This is a genomic window from Nostoc sp. JL31 (genome assembly GCF_017114965.1).
GTDB lineage: Bacteria > Cyanobacteriota > Cyanobacteriia > Cyanobacteriales > Nostocaceae > Nostoc > Nostoc punctiforme_A.
This window is the reverse complement of record NZ_JABXKO010000118.1, coordinates 112190-129970: the sequence shown is the minus strand read 5'-3', so window position 1 is coordinate 129970 and position 17781 is coordinate 112190. Positions and strand designations below refer to the sequence as shown.

General features: G+C 42.4%; 18 protein-coding genes. 8 read left to right on the top strand and 10 right to left on the bottom strand.

The window, feature by feature from the left end:
- Positions 1 to 78: 78 nt before the first annotated feature.
- On the bottom strand, positions 79 to 1482 hold the full coding sequence (locus HWQ43_RS31160) for a serine hydrolase (RefSeq protein WP_366932937.1): 1404 nt from the start codon (positions 1480 to 1482) through the stop codon (positions 79 to 81).
- A gap of 671 nt (positions 1483 to 2153) precedes the next feature.
- Here HWQ43_RS31160 and HWQ43_RS31155 point away from each other — a divergent pair.
- The gene (locus HWQ43_RS31155) at positions 2154 to 2786 is read left to right on the top strand and encodes a DUF1003 domain-containing protein (protein WP_292740828.1); all 633 of its coding nucleotides are present in this window, start codon (positions 2154 to 2156) and stop codon (positions 2784 to 2786) included.
- 471 nt (positions 2787 to 3257) lie between these two features.
- Here HWQ43_RS31155 and crtH read toward each other — a convergent pair whose 3' ends face one another.
- Positions 3258 to 4748, bottom strand: coding sequence for a carotenoid isomerase (gene crtH / locus HWQ43_RS31150; protein WP_292740826.1), 1491 nt, complete (start codon positions 4746 to 4748; stop codon positions 3258 to 3260).
- A gap of 408 nt (positions 4749 to 5156) precedes the next feature.
- Here crtH and upp point away from each other — a divergent pair, with 408 nt between their 5' ends.
- From upp to HWQ43_RS31135, 3 genes are all read left to right on the top strand, one after another.
- Positions 5157 to 5807, top strand: a complete 651-nt coding sequence (gene upp, locus HWQ43_RS31145) for a uracil phosphoribosyltransferase (RefSeq protein ID WP_292740824.1) — start codon at positions 5157 to 5159, stop codon at positions 5805 to 5807.
- Between the two features lie 75 nt (positions 5808 to 5882).
- Entirely contained in the window at positions 5883 to 6236 is a 354-nt protein-coding gene (locus tag HWQ43_RS31140; RefSeq protein ID WP_292740927.1) for a hypothetical protein, read from the top strand.
- Between the two features lie 129 nt (positions 6237 to 6365).
- Positions 6366 to 6635 carry a YggT family protein gene (locus HWQ43_RS31135; protein WP_292740822.1) on the top strand — a complete coding sequence of 90 codons (270 nt, stop codon included), beginning with the start codon at positions 6366 to 6368 and terminating at the stop codon, positions 6633 to 6635.
- 199 nt (positions 6636 to 6834) lie between these two features.
- Here the strand turns inward: HWQ43_RS31135 and HWQ43_RS31130 are convergent, their stop codons facing one another.
- Together HWQ43_RS31130 and HWQ43_RS31125 are read right to left on the bottom strand one after the other, a co-directional pair.
- Complete coding sequence (locus HWQ43_RS31130) at positions 6835 to 7266, bottom strand: biotin carboxylase (protein WP_292740821.1); 432 nt, start codon at positions 7264 to 7266, stop codon at positions 6835 to 6837.
- An 87-nt stretch (positions 7267 to 7353) separates the two neighbouring features.
- Positions 7354 to 7941, bottom strand: a complete 588-nt coding sequence (locus HWQ43_RS31125; RefSeq protein WP_292740819.1) for a Uma2 family endonuclease — start codon at positions 7939 to 7941, stop codon at positions 7354 to 7356.
- 223 nt (positions 7942 to 8164) lie between these two features.
- On the opposite strand from HWQ43_RS31125, the gene HWQ43_RS31120 reads away from it, so the two are divergent.
- Positions 8165 to 8779 carry a hypothetical protein gene (locus tag HWQ43_RS31120; RefSeq protein ID WP_292740818.1) on the top strand — a complete coding sequence of 205 codons (615 nt, stop codon included), beginning with the start codon at positions 8165 to 8167 and terminating at the stop codon, positions 8777 to 8779.
- Between the two features lie 45 nt (positions 8780 to 8824).
- Here the strand turns inward: HWQ43_RS31120 and HWQ43_RS31115 are convergent, their stop codons facing one another.
- From HWQ43_RS31115 to HWQ43_RS31100, 4 genes are all read right to left on the bottom strand, one after another.
- On the bottom strand, positions 8825 to 10027 hold the full coding sequence (locus tag HWQ43_RS31115; RefSeq protein ID WP_292740815.1) for an alpha/beta hydrolase: 1203 nt from the start codon (positions 10025 to 10027) through the stop codon (positions 8825 to 8827).
- 247 nt (positions 10028 to 10274) lie between these two features.
- Positions 10275 to 10922 (bottom strand): Uma2 family endonuclease, encoded by a 648-nt coding sequence (locus HWQ43_RS31110; RefSeq protein WP_292740925.1) that lies wholly within the window; start codon positions 10920 to 10922, stop codon positions 10275 to 10277.
- Positions 10923 to 11455: 533 nt separating this feature from the next.
- Positions 11456 to 12973, bottom strand: a complete 1518-nt coding sequence (locus HWQ43_RS31105) for a pitrilysin family protein (RefSeq protein ID WP_292740813.1) — start codon at positions 12971 to 12973, stop codon at positions 11456 to 11458.
- Positions 12974 to 13010: 37 nt separating this feature from the next.
- Positions 13011 to 14708, bottom strand: a complete 1698-nt coding sequence (locus HWQ43_RS31100) for a pitrilysin family protein (RefSeq protein ID WP_292740811.1) — start codon at positions 14706 to 14708, stop codon at positions 13011 to 13013.
- 151 nt (positions 14709 to 14859) lie between these two features.
- Between HWQ43_RS31100 and HWQ43_RS31095 the strand changes: the two genes are divergently transcribed.
- Positions 14860 to 15474 carry a TetR/AcrR family transcriptional regulator gene (locus HWQ43_RS31095; protein ID WP_292740809.1) on the top strand — a complete coding sequence of 205 codons (615 nt, stop codon included), beginning with the start codon at positions 14860 to 14862 and terminating at the stop codon, positions 15472 to 15474.
- Positions 15475 to 15536: 62 nt separating this feature from the next.
- On the opposite strand, the gene HWQ43_RS31090 is transcribed toward HWQ43_RS31095, so the two are convergent.
- On the bottom strand, positions 15537 to 15977 hold the full coding sequence (locus HWQ43_RS31090) for a DUF4332 domain-containing protein (protein WP_292740807.1): 441 nt from the start codon (positions 15975 to 15977) through the stop codon (positions 15537 to 15539).
- 75 nt (positions 15978 to 16052) lie between these two features.
- Between HWQ43_RS31090 and HWQ43_RS33940 the strand changes: the two genes are divergently transcribed.
- Positions 16053 to 16289 carry a hypothetical protein gene (locus HWQ43_RS33940; RefSeq protein WP_366932936.1) on the top strand — a complete coding sequence of 79 codons (237 nt, stop codon included), beginning with the start codon at positions 16053 to 16055 and terminating at the stop codon, positions 16287 to 16289.
- Between the two features lie 47 nt (positions 16290 to 16336).
- Here HWQ43_RS33940 and HWQ43_RS31085 read toward each other — a convergent pair whose 3' ends face one another.
- On the bottom strand, positions 16337 to 17080 hold the full coding sequence (locus HWQ43_RS31085) for a class I SAM-dependent methyltransferase (protein ID WP_292740806.1): 744 nt from the start codon (positions 17078 to 17080) through the stop codon (positions 16337 to 16339).
- Between the two features lie 236 nt (positions 17081 to 17316).
- On the opposite strand from HWQ43_RS31085, the gene HWQ43_RS31080 reads away from it, so the two are divergent.
- A complete protein-coding gene (locus HWQ43_RS31080; protein WP_292740804.1) occupies positions 17317 to 17781 on the top strand; it encodes a DUF29 domain-containing protein in 465 nt (154 codons plus the stop codon).

Genomic DNA, 17781 nt, shown 5'->3' with positions numbered 1-17781 from the left:
TGGACTTAATATCAGGTGATTATAGGGCTTTCACGTTAACTTGACACCTATGCGCAGCTAGCTCTGTGCGCCCTACTCCTATCTCGTAACACTATTAAGCGAATTAACCGCAGCAACCGGATTCGGCTGATTCAAATAATCGTAAACTAATTGGGAAACTTGACGGATAAAGTCTCTCCCTCTGGTGTCTTTATAAGGACGAGTGACAAAGATAGCCGCCAGGTAACGCTTACCATTGGGCATAGTTACAAACCCTGCATCGCCAATGAGAAAGCCGATATCTCCGGTTTTGTTGGCGATAACTGCACCTTTCCCCAAACCGGCGGGAAGGAGTGTGTGAATTGTGGTGTGACGCAGAATATCTAAGGCTTGCTCCCGACTTTGTGGCGAAACTAGTTTGTTATTCACAACTAAAGCCAGCACCCGCGCCATATCTTGAGAACTTGTGGTGTTGGTTCCTCTCAAGTCAGCTAAAAGATGGCGAATTACTGTGTCTTTCAGTCCCCAACTACGGAAACGCTGATTTAGTTTCGCCGCTCCACCTAAGCGATCGATAATCATGTTGGTGGCGGTATTATCACTAATGGTAATCATCTTAGTGATGGTTTCTAAAGCTGTGTACTTCTTCCCAACTCGCTCATATTGCATACTTCCAGAACCATTGGTAACTAAGTCACGCCGCATAGTCAGGTTTTCCTGAAGGGTGACTTTACCAGCATCTAAATCCTGGAAAAAGGCGATGAGTATTGGCAGTTTGATTGTACTAGCAGCTGGGAAAACGCGATCGCCTCCAATATCCAGATAATCCCCAGTATCCAAATCCAGGAAAAACATTCCTGTTTTCAGAAAACTGTAGCGACTCATCAAGGCTTTAATTTGAGGTTCCAGCGCTTTCATCGGTGAATGCATCGGAACCACGCCAGCAAACAAAGTGCTATTATCATTCACTCTTGGAGAAATACTCGGAGTTATCTCTAAATATTGCGGCTGGGTTGCAGTCAATCGTATTGGTTTGGGTAACTGCATAGACCAATGATTGGGGAATTCCTCTTGCAGTTGCACCTGTGCTAAATCAAAGGTGTAGCCGGGTGCTAAAGTAACTACCATGCGGGTAGTCTCTGCATTAAACTGCTCGATGCGAATGTCTTTAATTACTGGCCCCACTCTTTGACTAGTCTGTGGATATCCTAATGTAACTCCAGACAAATCAATTACCAGACGAGTCGGGTTGTTAAGTAATTGTACCTTCGGTTGAACATTCTCATCTGTGGTGAAGTCCAGATGGTTGCGATTGCTATCAAAATGCCAATTTGCGATGGCTATGCCCGCCGCAGGCATCGCACCATTAGCTTTAACAGTGGAACCAAACAGGAGCAAGCTTAAGAGGCTGGGTAGAAACCAGCTAAATTTTACAATATTTTCTTTGTGTGTGAGTAGCATCAGCGATCGCTTTGTGTGTGAGGAAGACTCTTGAACCAACAAAAGCCGCCCACCATTAAAGCACAATTATAAAAAGTTTTGTAAATTGCAGTGAAAAGGCACGGTAAAGAAGCAACCGAACCTATTTTGAGCGTGGCGTAATCTATTGCATCCACGCACGAATGCGTTTGCGTATCGCAGCTGATGACTGTTTCTCCGGCGTGAGCCACGATGCCACAATTGTGTCACTGAAGGCTTTTATTGCGAAATCTACGTAGATATTCGATAGGAATACCACATAAACATGAGTATTCTCCTGACATAACATTGACATCAGAATGACATATCTAAAAAGTATATAATCAACTATATTTTTAACAAATTATCAGAATTTATATTTAGTAATTGCACTATTTACAAATTCAATCTTACTTAATCAACTATTAACCAAGCAAGTAATTTTGCTATTGCATAAAGCTCCTTGTACATGATCCCAACAGCCCTGACTGGACGTTGAATTTGGGCATTGAGGCGTTTAGTCTTAATACAATATTGAAACAAGAAATTTGATGCTATGATTCTGTTTCAATATCTCTGCTTGATTCAACAGCAATAGCAATCTGCCAGAATCTGTCTATAGGTACTTTCATATATTTTTCTACCTAAAAGTATACATATATAGCTAAAATTTGAGTTATTGATTTAGAGAAATCAGTACTACAAGAAAACTGTCCATGTTTTCCCAAGATAAACCAAATCCAAAAGATTCACCGCAAGTATCATCTTCAGCGCCTTGCCAAACCATTTTGCCTACAGCCCCATTGCCGGAAGCGATTAGTCAAAATATCGAGACTATTATTGCCCTGCACAGACGTTATGAAAAAGACGTACCTCAACATCAACGGTTTGTAGAAACGGTAACAGCCTTTTTTGGTCGTCCGGCATTCCTGTATAGCATCCTGTTAGGAATTATTCTGTGGGTAACACCCAATGTATTACCACGACGTTTAGGCATATCAAGATTCGATCCCCCGCCATTTTCTTGGCTACAATTTTCACTGACCGCAGGTTCCCTGTTAGTAACAACAGGGGTGTTGATAAAACAAGAGCGTCAGGAAAAACTAGCAGAGCAACGGGCGCAACTTAGCCTTCAGCTTAACCTGCTCTCTGAGCAGAAAATCGCAAAACTTATCGCTTTAGTTGAAGAATTACGCCAAGATATTCCCAATGTCAAGAATCGCTCTGATCCGCAGGCCCAAATAATGAAAGAAGCTGTTGATCCGCAAGCGATTCTAGATGCTTTAGAAGAGACTTTAGCATCAGAGTTAGCTAATTTTCAGAATCAAAAAATACCAGATCAGGAGTAAAAATGCTGATCATTATGTTAGCAAAAGCACTAAGATTAGTAACTTTTTGATTGTATTTGCTGCCCATCTCAATACGTTTTAGATAACTTGGAGAGGTAGTTTGGAGGCACTTAAAGTGAAGAAATTAAATTTAAATACTATTGCTTCCCCAGCACTTTCTTCTACTTCGCTCAAAGAACTCGCTTTAACAGATAACTTTTTTAACCAAACCGTATTGATATAGCAATCCTAATTGAGTTGTGAAAAATATAGATTAGGAAACGAACCGCCAAGGACGCCTTCTCTGCGAGAGGCTCTGCCAACGCGCAGCGTCTCGAAGAGAAGGACGCAAAGGAAAGAAAGAAGAAAGAGAGATATAATTTTCACGAATGATTTAGGACTGCTATAGTTACTCAGATTGTTAGGGTAGCTATCAGCTTCACTAGTAAAGCTATCCGCTTACTAGGTTTTTTGCGTAGGCTGTTTCTGTAATTAAAATCCTAAATCTACGGCAATACGGTGGGCGCAAGCAAACCCAGAAAAAGCGACTGCATTCAAACCTTGACCCGGAAAGGTACTATCCCCTACACAATAAAGTCCTGAAATAGCTGTGCGATTAAAGGGCATATTCAATAATCCCCACAACTTACGCCGAGGAATTGGCCCATAAGTGCCATCCTCACGACCCAAAAAGCGGCGATGGGTGCGCGGTGTTCCGACTTCTAAATAATCCAATCCGGCATCTAAACCGGGAAAAAGCTTCTCTAGGCGGTCAATAATTCGCCAAGCTGCCTTTTCTTTCTTCGCTTCGTACTCACTCGGAGAAAGTTCTTGCCAATCATCAATCCAGTGAGGCGTAAAGGCATGAATGATGTGATATCCATTTGGTGCTAAATCTGGGTCAAGTAATGTGGGAATCGAAACAAACACTGTGCCTTCTGCGGCTGTCATCTTTTCCCAGTCTTCCAGCAAAATATGGTGACACTCTGTCCCCGCAGGTAAAACTGACTCCTTTACCCCGATGTGCAAACTCAAGAAGCTTGGAGATTTTTGATAGTTTTGTTGCCACTTTTTCTCATTATCTGGCATTGCTTCTACTGGTAGTAATTGTGTAAATGTATCCCAGCGTGTAGCATTAGAAACTATGCGTTTACCCCGATATACTTTACCATTAGCCAGTTGTACACCTACCGCTTTTCCCTGTTCTGTGAGAATTTTGGTGACTCTAGCTTGGTACTGAATCTGACCTCCAGCCTTTTCTAGACCTTCCACAAGTTTTTGGGCAATTTGTCCAACTCCGCCTTTGGGATAGTTAACTCCGCCATAATGCCTGTCAGAAAAGACCATTCCAGCGTTAATCATTGGTGTCATGTCTGATGGAACCACCGACCAGCAATAACATTCCATATCGATAAATTTCAATAATTGCGGGTCTTTGATGTAGCGCCGCGCCACATCCCCGGCATTTTGGGGCAGATACTTGGCTAAACCGAGACACGCCAAAGGATGCTGGAAAAATACGCGCAGTAAATACCGAGGTTCTTCTAGCGACAGCAAATCCATACTGTTGAGGCACTTGAAGACTTTTTGGCATTCGTCATAAAAGCGACGAATCCCTTGTTCTTCATGAGGAAAGTGAGCAATAAGATTTTGCAAAAATTTTTCATAAACCCGGTCAACCTTCAGGTCTAAACCTTGGGGTAAATGATAGTGAATCTGTACCGGATCTGCGATCGCTTCTTGGCTGACATTTACAGCTGATAATGCACGGGTGAGTAAGTTGGTTGTACCGTTCTGTCCCAGCCCAAAAATCATTGACGCACCAACATCAAATCGATAGCCTTGGCGTTCAAAATAACCAGCGCTACCACCGGGAATCAAATAACGTTCCAGTACCAGCACTTTCGCTCCCTTCGCCGCTAACTGGGTCGCTGTTACTAATCCGCCAATCCCAGACCCAATTACGATCGCGTCAATTGTCATTTGTCCTTTGTCCTTTGTCATTTGTACTGAGCGTATCGCTAAAGCGAAAGCTCCGCTAACGCGTAGCGTCTGTCTGCGACACGCTGCGCGAACGTAGAGAAGTATTTGTCCTTTGTCCAGAGTCAATCAATATTTAATTTAACTAATGACAAATGACCAATGACAAATGACCAATCAAAAAAAAAGAGGGACGAGCCTGCTACTGCTGGCTAATCCCGTCTGCCGATCCTTAAAAGAGAGGAGAACACTTTATAAGAATATAGTCTTGATTGAGAATATATGTCAACTACTAATGAAAACTTTTATCAATAAAATTGGGATTGTTAATTTTAAGCTGTCAGCCGGATGCAGGAAAGAGTATTATGGTGTTTCAGTTCTTATACAATAAAAAGGCGCCTATTTCTGGCTATGACGCTACAATTGCGCGTTTATGTTCCACCCCATCCCCTGATCAAGCACTGGCTAGCAGTTGCCCGTGATGCAGGCACGCCTTCAGTATTGTTCCGCAGTGCCATGACTGAGTTGGGAAGATGGCTGACTTATGAAGCTGCACGAGACTGGTTGCCGACTCAAGAAACAGCAGTACAGAGTCCCTTAGATACCTGTCCAGCAACGGTGATCGATCCGCAAGTACCTATGGCAGTAGTGCCGATTCTGCGGGCTGGGCTAGGATTACTAGAGGGAGCGCAGACTTTACTGCCTTTAGCATCGATTTACCACCTTGGCTTGGCGCGAGATGAAGAGACACTGCAACCTCATTGTTATCTGAACAAGTTACCAGAAAAATTTGACCCCGAAACACGAGTGTTAGTTACCGATCCAATGTTGGCAACCGGAGGGTCAATGATGGCAGCAATGGCAGAATTGACACAACGGGGTGCTGACCCAGCTTTGACGCGGATTGTTTGTGTAGTGGCGGCTCCACCAGCTTTACAAAAATTGAGTGAAGCTTATCCAGGTTTAATAATTTACACCGCTACTATTGACGAAAAACTGGACAGCAGGGGGTATATTGTACCGGGATTAGGAGATGCAGGCGATCGCATCTTTGGGACTTAAGCTAGTATGCAGCTAGGGCAGGAAAATAGCATAACTACTGTAAAAGTTGCAAGGTTTGTTGAAGGCGGTAAAGATATGAGTCAGCGAGATGGTTTTGGCAGTGGTTTTGTAGCAGGGGCGTTTGTTGGTGGCATATTTGGCGGTGTTATCGGGGCGCTGATTGCTTCTCGACGCGATCCAGAATTGCTAATAGAAGAGGAGACAGAACTGACAGATAGCCAAGCCGAAGCTAAGAAAATAGCAGCAAAGCGGCGTCAGATGAAAGCCTCAGAAAGCGAAAGTATCGGCATAGAAACGGCCAGGCGATCGCTAGAAGATAAAATTGCCCAGCTAAATGCCACAATTGATGAAGTGCGGAAGCAACTGGGAAATGTTAATAGCAGTTCACCCCAAGCAACTAATGACCGCTCGCTCACTAAAGACTCCTGAAGTTTGTTCAGGCGTGGTAAAAGTGTCAAGTGTGGTAAACGTGAAATCCGCAAACACTTTTGACTTTGGACTAAATTAAAATTAAAAGATAAGACCGCGTTTGACACCTAGTAGGAAACCAAACTATCCATGAGTTTACTGATTACGACACTAATTACCTTTGTCAGCTTTTATAGCTATTTGCTAATTATCCGGGTTTTGCTAACCTGGTTCCCGACAATCAACTGGTATAACCAGCCATTTGCCGCTTTAGCCCAGATAACCGATCCTTATCTGAATCTATTCCGCTCAATTATTCCTCCATTGGGCGGTATGGATTTTTCGCCGATCTTAGCTTTCTTAGCACTCAATCTACTTAGTGGGCTTCTGAGTGCCATTCCAGCTAGCCTGCCCTTATAGAAAGAAAGATTTTGATTACTACCTTGGTAAAAAATTGTGTAGAGACGTTAAGCATACAAGCGTCTCTACAATTTTTTACGAATTACTAATTAACCCAAGTTGCTAGTTATCAAAAAATACCATTATGCAACACTAACTAGCAACTTACATTAATTACCTAGCCTGTTTCTCGCCTTTGGCGAGTACTACGAATTAAGAATTACCTACGCACTTGACCGCTAAACCCCGCAGCCTTGAATTGCTTCAACTGCAACGGAGTAGGCTGATTTGCCGGTACAGAAATTCTCAATTCAAAATCGCTAATACCTGGTGGTAACTCGGTAATAGAGCCTAAGCGAGTGCGGTTTTGCATCACCGAGTCATTATTGGCATCATAAATGCGTCCAAAAATATCTGCGTCGTAGACTGTTTTATTAGTGCCATTTTCTGCCTTGCCAACGACAAGAAAACAATTGGCAGCCGCGCTACCACTACTGATAACAGCCCCTTGTGCTAGTTCTGGTGGACAATCTTTATAAGAGACATCAAATAGTTTAATCTGTGTCAGGGCTACAGCTGGGGGAGTAATCACCCACGATAGAAGGGTAATGAGACATAAAATAAAAACGACCGTGAGTGAACGCAACCGCATAAAAGACCCCGTGATTTAATTCAATAATTATTAACTGATAACCTCAGCTTACAACATACCCCTACTCTCTATTCTCTAGTTCCCTGATTAATTCGCTACTGCAAATACCTGCTCCACGATCAATTCCCAATCAGGTACTATATCTGATGCAATGGTTGCCGTACCCTTCAAGACCGTATCTTCATATTGTCCCTCGACCCACTTGCAAAGGGTGATTTGTTTTAACTCAGGATCAACAATCCAGTACTCAGTAATGCCTCTAGCTCCGTATTCCGTGCGCTTGTAACGGTAATCGCGGCTGCGGTTCTCAGTTCCGGGGCTGACAACTTCAACCACCAGTGCAGGCGGGGGCATATCGCGGGTAATCAGATTGCGAGGACTGCCAATCAAAGCCGCTTTCGACTCTTCCGTATGCAACACCAGATCGGGTAGGCGACAGGTTGCTCGCCGCCCACTAACTTCAACTTCAATGTCCTTGTAAGCCAGTAAGGTAATAGGAAAACGCTTTGCCAACTCGAATAATAGAAATTTGGCAATATCACAATTTTCCTGGCTCTCGGTTGGCATTTCTACTAGCTCTCCATCCACTAATTCATAGCGGGTATCAGTGCGATCGTCATAAGCCATAAATTCCTCAAAAGTCAGGAGTTTTGTGGGATGCTGAGTTTGAGTCATCGCAATTTTCCTAACTAGGTGATAAATAGGTCAACACTAGAAAATACCAAACCGATACCAAGAACTTAGGAGACAGGAGAAAGAATCAAGTTTTTCTCCTGACTTCCTTGAATATTAGGCATCTTACATTTAATTATGTCTATATTTAACTACAGGGTGATTGGAGACTTGAATTTAACATTTGTAATAATTAGGGGAATAACCCCTCAATTGCTATTAACTTATGACACCAGATGAGATTGAAGTAGCTATGTTCGCAGCCTTTAATGATTGTGATGCAGCAAGCTGTCCTCTCACTGACACGCAGAAACAGATATTACTGCAAGTGATTGAGCAAATTCAGGGAAATTCTACCTCTGGGAAGTCAAATATTGCTAATCCTCTAGACGAACTTACCCCAGAGGAGTTAGAAGTATTTTTACAATTTGTTAAGGATGAAGAACAACGCAACCGTACTTGGAAAGTGCAATTACTCAACGACTGGTTGCTGGAAAATGACTCTGGAACGGTACAATTTATTCGCCAACGCTATGGTTTACAGTGGCTGAATCGTGTTGAGTCATATCATTTTGACAAGTATTCTTATTTTGAGGATGCACTGAAGTTAAGAGTAGGCGATCGCATTGAAGTTTCCAATGCACTATGGGAATGGGTGCAGGAGGATGGGCCTTGCAAGCGGGAATGGTTTCCCTGTATGGTGATTAAGGTTGAGGAAATTAGCGATAGCGATGATTCCTCTACTAATTGCGTCGTCCGCTTCTTCAACGGCGCTGAATATGAAATTCAAGGTATGTATGAATGGAATCGCTATAATTGGCGCTGGCCTCAAAAGGAGTAAGGAGTGCTGAGTTTTTAATACTTGTGAATGAGTCTGTTAATAAAATCATTGCCTGAACAACGCCCAAGCCAAAAATCTCTCAGTATAATACAACGCTAATTGATTGCTCACACCGTTGAAAACAGCATCAAAAGCGTGTTCTGCCCAAGGAATTTCGATAAAAACCGCAGTGTTGCCAGATTCATGTAAACGTTCGTACATCTGTCTGCCAAATCGCGCTTGCACCAAATGGTCGCGACTGCCGTAAATTAATAAAGTTGGCGGTAAAGGGTGCGTTAGGTAATTTATCGGTGAAGCAATTTGATACCGATTAGGCAATTCTTCTAAAGAACCACCAAGAAATGCTTTTAAAACAGCGCGAGAATTTATAGGATCGGGATTTGGTGGTGTTTTGTATCCTTCAGTTAAGTTAACAGGCCCGTAATAGTTCACCACAGCACGAATGGGTGGTGCATCGGGTTGATAAGCCGCTAGCATTGCTAGATGTGCCCCAGCAGAACGTCCTAAAAGTACCATACGTTCTGAATCGGCTTCATATTCAGCTGCATGTTTGCGAATAAAATTTAGGGCTGTACGCACATCATCTAACTGAGAGGGAAACTGATATTGAGGTGCGTGTCGATAGTCGATCGCAAATACCGTATATCCCTGATTAGCAATATATTGATTAAACTCGGAATTGGCATGAGTATTACCATATTGCCAAGCTCCACCATAAATTACTACCACTGCTGGATATTTCCCTACCTCTGAGGGTTGGTAAACTTCCATTTTTAAAGGTACTCCTCCAGGAGAAGCAAAGAGAATATCTTTTTGATGACGCGTTTTCCCTAATGGAATACCCCAGAAGAAATTAACTAAGTCAAAGGGATGGGTTTGCATTTTAGCCCTTACTTTGACTGGAATTTGCTCTAGATAATTTGCTCCCAACCCTTGTTTCATCGCTTTAGCCATCTGCATTTGAGTTGGTGGAATATTCACTAGCACCCATCCACAAGTTAGCAATCCGATTAAACTGAAAATGCAAACTAAACGCTGTAATTTACGGCGACGGATACAGAATAAAGACAGCAATAAAAAGAGCAAATTTAATAATAATAACCAAGGGCTGACTTCTGGCGCTCCTACTGCTAGCGTGAGTAAAAACATATTTGGAGCCGGAAGAATAATCCAAGAACTAAGAAATAGAGTTGCAAAACTGAGTACTAATGCCAGCCATAATAAAGCTATTTTGGGTTTAAGAAACATCGATTAAAATGCGGTAATAATGGCTTCAAAGAAATACAATTTATCTGCTAATGCTAAGTTTGGCAATAGTTCTATAGCAGAATTCAGGAGTCAGAGTTCAGGGGATTTCAAGACGCGATTTATCGCGTCTCTACATCTGGGTTTTGGGTTATACAAATGTATTTATTTATGCTTTGCGGTAGACTAGGTTATATACTTCGCTAACTTGAAATCCGCTGTATGTTGTGAATTCTGGTGACAGTATAAGTTATTGCTGTTGTATCTGTTTTTGTACCCAAAGACGAAAAGCCTTGAGCGTTGCATTTCTACCTGCTGTTGTACTTTGCTCTAGATATTGGGGAATTGCTTCAATTAGTGAGAATAGAGGAAAATTTAGGCTTTGTTGAGATTCTAGATAATGTCCATCTTGCAAAACATTAATTTGGAGCTTCCCTCGATCAAAACGCCAAAGCTCAGGTACTTTTAGCGCTTCATAAATATTAGGATGAGTCCGAGAGGTAATATCAATTTCTAGAGCTAAATCTGGAGGAGGGTCTACTGCTAAATCTAGCCGCTTCTTGCCGCGAATCTTAGATTCATTTTTTATATAAAAACACTGATTGGGTTCTATACCTTGAGCCATTGCTTGGTTTTTGAAAGTGGTAGAACCAAGGCTGATGAATTCAGTACTCAACTCTTCTAGAAGCGCTTTGACTAAATCACCAATAATTTCTTTGTCATATTCATGTTCTGGCAGTGGTGCCATAATCTCCAGTATTCCCCTGTCATAAGCAATTCGTGCTGCTCGGTGTTCCCCTAAATCCTCTAGAATTGCTTCCAATTCCTGCCAGGTTACATCTCGTAGTAGCACTCTTTGTCCTGGTGGAACATGGATGCGCTTTAATTCCAACAACATCATCTTCGCTCCCAGTAGCTAAAACCTAAATTTAGCTTACTCTAGTTAAATAATTCGCTGCGACAATTTTTGCTGCTTCATCGCTAGATTCTCAGATATACCGCAGGTTGTCGTTAGACATAGCTTGCTTAAAGAAGCCCTTTATAGAACAATACGGTTCAGTTAAGGCTAAAACTCTTTATCAAAATCAATTTTTTTAACGTAGACGCAAAGCGGCTTGCCGCAGGCTACCGCAGAGGCACAGAGGGAACAGAGAGAGGAAAAAAATGCTTAACCCAAGCGTATTGCTTTATAGAAGTGTATGCTGGAGCGATCGCTCCGAAAAAGATTAATAAAATAAAGAAAAAACCTCTGGCAACTCCAGAGGTTTTGGTTCCTGATTTAGTTTCTACTTGTTACTCCAATTTGTTCTCTATCATTTCCCGATAATGAAGAAAATTATTTGAACAACAAGATCCCCGAATTCTTAGAGAAGTCGGGGATCTGAGCCTTACGATTTTATTTGGATACTGAGTATCTACCTATCTACGCTATTAATTCTTCGCCTGTGGCTGCGAACCAGGAATCGTTACATCTATTGGTGTCACCTGTTTAGCTAGCTGTGTCAATGGCGGTTGAATGGCGGTTTGATTCCCCACTACTAAAGTCACAATCTTTTCTGGCTTGAGGTATTCTCGTGCTACCCGTTGGACATCGGCTGCTGTAGTGGCGGCGACGGCTTTTTGATAGCGAAAGAGAAAATCAGCAGGATAACCGTAATATTCGTATCGCATCAACCGTGATAAGGTTTGGCTGGGATCTTCAAAGTTGAACACAAAGGAGTTGAGTGTAGACTCTTTGGCAAAAGCCAGTTCTTTTGCTGTCACTCTTTGAGTTTGGGTGCGCTTGATTTCAGCTTGTAAGGCTTTGACAAACTGGACGGTAGCATCCGATCGCGTTTGTCCACCTGCAATAAATATGCCAGGATAATCGTAGCGGGGACTCCACTGCCCATAGACAGAGTAAGCTAAACCTTGACGCGATCGCACTTCATTAAATAAGCGTCCACCAAATCCATTTAACACTCCATTCAATACATCCAGCGCGGCATAATCGGGATTGTCGAAACGTCCGCCTAAATGCCCGATAAGCACACTACTTTGGGTTAGTTGTGGCTGATTGACAAAAAAGACTCCACCTGTGTTAGCTGGCAAAACCTTTGGTAATGTGGGTTTAGCAATACCTGGGTTACGCTGCCAATCGCCAAACTTAGCTTGAATGAGCGATCGCATTTTCTTAGCATCAAAATCACCCACAATCCCCAAAATCATATTATTGGGGTGGAAATATTGCTGATAAAACTTGAGCAAATCCTCACGCTCAACCTTATCCACCGTTGCATACTCTATCGTGCGAGCATAAGGGCTATCTTTCCCGTAGATCAATTTCTTAAATTCCCGACTAGCAATCCCATCTGGATTATCATTACGACGGGCAATGCCACCTTTGGCTTGTGTCTTAGCCAAGTCTAGCTTTTCTTGAGCAAATACAGGCGATCGCAGTACCTCCGCAAACAGCCCAAACACTGTTTCTAAATCTTCACTGAGGGCATCAAAGCTAGCACTACCAGAAGCTTCACTAATACCAACTTCCACAGATGCTGCCCGTTGTTCCAATATCTCGTTGAGTTCATCAGGCGAATGCTTCTTAGTTCCTCCAGTTCGCATTACCGCGCCTGTAAAACCAGCCAACCCAACTTTCTCCATTGGTTCCAAGCGATTCCCTGTCCGTACAAACGCTGTACCATTCACCAACGGTAACTCATGATCTTCCATTAAATACACAACCAAGCCATTTTGCAGCACAAGCCGCTCATACTTGGGTAACTTAATCTCAGGTAGCGGTGGTAGCTGCAATTCTGTGTAATGTTTTGCCTCAGCCGTCGCCGCTAAAGAAAAATTACAAGTTAAAAGTAAACACGCAAAAACAGCAACCAAAGCATAAATCAGCCCCTTCCTATTTTGAATTTTCAACGCTATCTGCCTTTTACCCTTCACCTTATACCTCTGCATATCTCTCTTCCTTTGCGCCCTTTGCGGTTCGTTTCTCTTAAGCTTCTTTCGACAACAGCTTCCCAATCGTGCGATTTCCCGGCGTAAAAGTCTCCTTTGCCACCCGTTGAATATCAGCCGTCGTCACCGCCGAAATATCATCCAACTGCTTAAACAAATTCCGCCAAGAGCCAGTTTTCACCTCATATTCCAACAATTGTTGAGCCATGCCCATATTGGAATCGAGAGTACGTAACAAACCCGCCCGTGCTTGGGTTTTCACTCGTTGCAAATCAGCCGCCGCTACAGGCTCAGTTTTTAATTTGTCAATTTCTTGACGCAAAGCCACCGCCAACTCATCAACTGTATGACCAGGAGCTGTGAGAGCATAGAAAAAGATCAGGTTTGGATACTTATCTCCAGGAAATCCACTGTAACCTTGAGCATTTAGCGCCAACCGCTGCTTTTCTACCAAAGATTTATATAGCCGCGACGTGCGCCCATCACTTAATAAACTGCCAATGATTTCATAGATTGCATTATCTGGATGAGTAATCGCCGGACGATGATAACCTTCTAAATACCAGGGTTGTGAAGGTAGCTGTAAAGTAACTTCCCGCGTTTGTTGTTGTGGCGGTTCCATCGGAATTTGTTCAACAGCTTTGGTTTTAGCTTGAAAGCGGCCAAAATAAGTTTGTGCCAGTTTTTTTACCTGAGTGGGATTGACATCTCCGACAATAGCGATCGCTAAATTACTTGGTACGTAGTGAGTATCAAAAAACTTTTGGACATCTTCTGGTGTCAGATTGCGAATATCTTGGTCATAACCAATCACCGGACGCCTGTAGGGATGAGCTTTGTAAGCAGTATCGACAAATTTTTCCACCATCTGTCCAATGGGTGAATTTTCCACCCGCATTCGTCGTTCTTCTAAAATTACATCTTTCTCTTTATAAAACTCACGACGAATTACCGGATCGAGAAATCGTTCCGACTCCAACGACATCCAAAGTTCTAGCTTATTGGCAGGAAAGCTGTAAAAATAACGAGTGGCTTCAGTAGAAGTATTGGCATTTAAACCCACACCTCCCGCTTGTTCAACAATTTGCCCCAATTCATTTTGCTTGACTAGCTTTCCTGCTTGCAATTCCACTTGTTTAAACTCAGTTTCTAACCGCGCAACCTCAGCTTTTTTGCCATCGGCTTTCGCTGCTTTAATTTGAGCATTAAACTGCTCTAAGGTATCTAGTAGCGGTTTTTCTTTTTTGTAGTCTTGTGTACCAATGCGGGTTGTGCCTTTAAACGCCAAATGTTCCAAAAAGTGAGCTACACCAGTTTTACCATCTGGCTCATCCACACCACCCACATTTGCATAAGTAAGAAAAGAAACCACGGGCGCTTGATGCCGTTCCAAGACAATGAATTTCAAACCATTGTCGAGGCGAAACTCCGTTAACTGCTTAATAACTCGATCTAGATAAGGTTGGATTGAACTTTGAACTGGCGGGGTTTGAGTTTTGGTTTCTTGAGGAGGAGATGCCGTCTGAGTTTGAGCTAAAGCAATTTCTGGCAGCAATCCCCACGAGAAGATAATTAAAGTCAACAAAGTGACAAACAACCGCCGTAATCTGACAGATACGCGATCTGAGCAATCCAAAATCTCCAATCGTTCGACAGAGATATTCTGCGATCGCTCAATCGAGCCACGCTCACGACGAAGTATAAAATCTAAAATTGACCGACTGCTCTGGTTCATAAGCGAAAATTAAGATAAAGTTACATTACCTAAATAACAGGATACTTAGCAAAAGGGCGTTAATCTTGTATTAAGCTTTCAGTGACTCTTTTTACTTGACGTTAGACAATAATGCTACAAGCGGTGTTCCGAATATTTAACCATAACTGTTATGCGAGTTTTTAATTCTTCCCCACCTTCAGAGACTCAGACACGCACCCGAATTTTAGAGGCAGCACAACGATTGTTTGCTTCTAAAGGATTTGACGGTACTACCACCCGCGACTTAGCACAAGCGGCAGGTATAGCTGAAGGTACTCTATTTCGTCATTTTCCGAATAAAAAAGCAATTTTGGTGGAAGTAGCCACGAGTGGCTGGGTAGAGATTCTGACAGATTTGCTCACAGAATTAAGTGAAATGGGCAGCTATAAAGCCGTTGCTCAGGTGATGCGCCGTCGGATGTGGAATTTTCAAAAAAATGCCGATTTGATGCGTGTTTGTTTTATGGAGGTGCAATTTCACCCCGATTTGCGCGATCGCATTCAATTAGAAGTCATTACCAAAATGACTGATGTCGGCGAAGCATTCTTTCAAACAGCGATGGATAAAGGTATTTATCGTCAAGGAGACGCGAAGCTAGTTGCAAAAGTTTTCTTAGGAATGTTTGCGATCGCAGGTTTTTCCAATAACACTATCATCGAACCTGACGCCTCTCCCCAACAAATGCAGGAAATGGCGGAAGGACTCGCTGATATCTTCCTGAATGGTGTCTTGGTTAAAGAGTGAGGAGTTATGAGTTATGAGTTATGAATTATGAGTTTTAACTCCTCACTCCTAACTCCTCACTCCTAACTAATGATTGTTTTCGCTTGCTGGCTCCATTGTTGTACTAGCTCAATTGCTGGACACAAATCTCGGCGCTGCATTGTTGCTACCTGCAAGCGCATAATTTGTTGGTGCAATCTGTGAGTGGGAGTTTGAGCTAACTGCACTACAGAACCAATACCTGCATGAAGCAATAAACCACAATATTGTGTCCCGACACTGGGAATACGTGCCAAGTCAGCTAAAGCCATCCATTTATTTACATACTGAAGATGAATCTGTAGTTTATTTGCTAACGCTAGTCTTGACTCTAAAGTTTTCCCTTGTTTGACTAAGGTTACTGTGCTAGTAATCCCACAATTTTGGAGTTGAGATTGTTCCTCGTGGCTCAGTCCAGGTAATTCCTCAATTGGCCAATCACGAGATTGGATAGTAGTTCTACTATCTTTGTGTTTAGCAGACATTTTTGAAATAAAAATATAGGCTTGTTTAAATATTGTGACAGTTGTTTCTTCGCAAAAGTACGCTTTTGCGGTTTAGTGTTTGTATTGACGCGCGATTTTAACTCAATCTTCTGCAATGCGATTGTTTTGCCTAACAATGCGATTGTTTTGCCTAACAATGCGATTGTTTCGCCTAACAATACAATTGTTTTGCCTAACAATACGATTGTTTCGCCTAACAATACAATTGTGTCACCTAACAATACAATTGTGTCACCTAACAATGCGATTGTGTCGCCTAACAATGCGATTGTGTCGCCTAACAAACATTAGATATCTTGCAAAACTCCCTAACAGCCTCTAACCAACTGCATTGACAGCTATTTTAGGCAGGTAATGCCTATCATATCGGGATAGTCAATGTAATCCTGCCAGAACTCGGAGCCAAATTTCTCTATGCCTTTGGGAGAGACTGTTGGATGATGCCAGTGGATCTCTTTAAAACCAGCACTCATCAAGGCCCATTCATAAGTCGCTTTGCTGAGGTAGTAGTTATCAATACTGATAGACTCACCGTCATCAGGAATGCTCAATGTTAAGGTTATGGGCGTACCTTCCTTGAGCGAGTCAGTACATCTCCTAGCAATGCCATATTTCTCATGTTTATGATAAAACTCTGGAAGCAGTTCTAAATTATTGTTCAAACTGACGAATCGACCACCAGGTTTCAGATGAATTGCTATAGCCTGACACATTTCGAGTAGTTGCTCTTTAGTTGAAGCGCAATTCAGCAAGTAGGAGACTACCACCAGATCGAAGCTGCCAATAGAACCAATTTCCATGACATCACCGATGATATATTCAATTTCAAGTGGAACAGAGGCTTCTTCAAGTCTTGCCAATTTGATCATTTCTGAGGAAATATCCACACCAACCAAACGTGCAGCGCCATTCTGTTTGAGCAATCGTGTGAAAAATCCTTCTCCACAAGCTAGATCGAGGATTGATTTACCGGCAACATCTCCGATTAAATTTAAGTATGTATATGCCTCACCATACAAGCGATAAGGCAATTTATTAAGTTTTTGAAACTGGAGAGCTATGTTATCAAACACGGTTGCCATTTTTTCACCTCACTTGCAAGTTTTTTATTATTAAACAATGTCTAAAAAGATGCGATCGCTTCCTATAGTTTTCTTGACTAGGACTTACGCACGATTTACGGAATAACGAACCACAGAGGCACAGAGGGCACGGAGAAATCAGAGTTGGAGAGATAATTTGCGTAAGTCCTATTGACGTTAAAATGGGTGTGAAATATCTCCAATTTAGCTAGTCTACGGTAGATTGCAGGAAGCTCATGACCCCGATTCTAAAAAGTACAGCCCAGTTGTATGAAACAGACTTTGTAGCATGGACAGAAAAAACTGTACAACTCATTCGTGCTGGACAATTTGGACAAGTAGACTGGGATGCTGTGATTGAGGAGATTGAAAGCTGGGGACGGTCAGAACGACGAGAGTTGAAAAGCTGCTTGGAAGTATTATTACAGCATTTGCTCAAGTGGCAATATCAATCTAGTTTGCGGAGTGGCTCTTGGCGAAATACGATTGATGAGCAGCGCTACAAAATTGCAGATTTACTGCAAGAGAGTCCTAGCCTCAAGTCTTATCCAGAAGAAGTTTTAGCCCAGTGCTATCATCGGGGATTGAAAGCTGCTAGTAATGAAACTGAACTACCAATAAATACGTTTCCAGTGGAATGTCCTTATTCCATTGCCCAAGTTCTTGATGGTAAGTTTTTGCCAGATATTATTGATTTGTAA

What these genes read in the sequence shown, in the direction of transcription:
- HWQ43_RS31155 (WP_292740828.1), top strand. Translation starts at nt 2,154, where the DNA reads ATGTTTTCCCAAGATAAACCAAATCCAAAAGATTCACCGCAAGTATCA.
- crtH (WP_292740826.1), bottom strand. Translation starts at nt 4,748, where the DNA reads ATGACAATTGACGCGATCGTAATTGGGTCTGGGATTGGCGGATTAGTA.
- upp (WP_292740824.1), top strand. Translation starts at nt 5,157, where the DNA reads ATGACGCTACAATTGCGCGTTTATGTTCCACCCCATCCCCTGATCAAG.
- HWQ43_RS31140 (WP_292740927.1), top strand. Translation starts at nt 5,883, where the DNA reads ATGAGTCAGCGAGATGGTTTTGGCAGTGGTTTTGTAGCAGGGGCGTTT.
- HWQ43_RS31135 (WP_292740822.1), top strand. Translation starts at nt 6,366, where the DNA reads ATGAGTTTACTGATTACGACACTAATTACCTTTGTCAGCTTTTATAGC.
- HWQ43_RS31130 (WP_292740821.1), bottom strand. Translation starts at nt 7,266, where the DNA reads ATGCGGTTGCGTTCACTCACGGTCGTTTTTATTTTATGTCTCATTACC.
- HWQ43_RS31125 (WP_292740819.1), bottom strand. Translation starts at nt 7,941, where the DNA reads ATGACTCAAACTCAGCATCCCACAAAACTCCTGACTTTTGAGGAATTT.
- HWQ43_RS31120 (WP_292740818.1), top strand. Translation starts at nt 8,165, where the DNA reads ATGACACCAGATGAGATTGAAGTAGCTATGTTCGCAGCCTTTAATGAT.
- HWQ43_RS31115 (WP_292740815.1), bottom strand. Translation starts at nt 10,027, where the DNA reads ATGTTTCTTAAACCCAAAATAGCTTTATTATGGCTGGCATTAGTACTC.
- HWQ43_RS31110 (WP_292740925.1), bottom strand. Translation starts at nt 10,922, where the DNA reads ATGTTGTTGGAATTAAAGCGCATCCATGTTCCACCAGGACAAAGAGTG.
- HWQ43_RS31105 (WP_292740813.1), bottom strand. Translation starts at nt 12,973, where the DNA reads ATGCAGAGGTATAAGGTGAAGGGTAAAAGGCAGATAGCGTTGAAAATT.
- HWQ43_RS31100 (WP_292740811.1), bottom strand. Translation starts at nt 14,708, where the DNA reads ATGAACCAGAGCAGTCGGTCAATTTTAGATTTTATACTTCGTCGTGAG.
- HWQ43_RS31095 (WP_292740809.1), top strand. Translation starts at nt 14,860, where the DNA reads ATGCGAGTTTTTAATTCTTCCCCACCTTCAGAGACTCAGACACGCACC.
- HWQ43_RS31090 (WP_292740807.1), bottom strand. Translation starts at nt 15,977, where the DNA reads ATGTCTGCTAAACACAAAGATAGTAGAACTACTATCCAATCTCGTGAT.
- HWQ43_RS31085 (WP_292740806.1), bottom strand. Translation starts at nt 17,080, where the DNA reads ATGGCAACCGTGTTTGATAACATAGCTCTCCAGTTTCAAAAACTTAAT.
- HWQ43_RS31080 (WP_292740804.1), top strand. Translation starts at nt 17,317, where the DNA reads ATGACCCCGATTCTAAAAAGTACAGCCCAGTTGTATGAAACAGACTTT.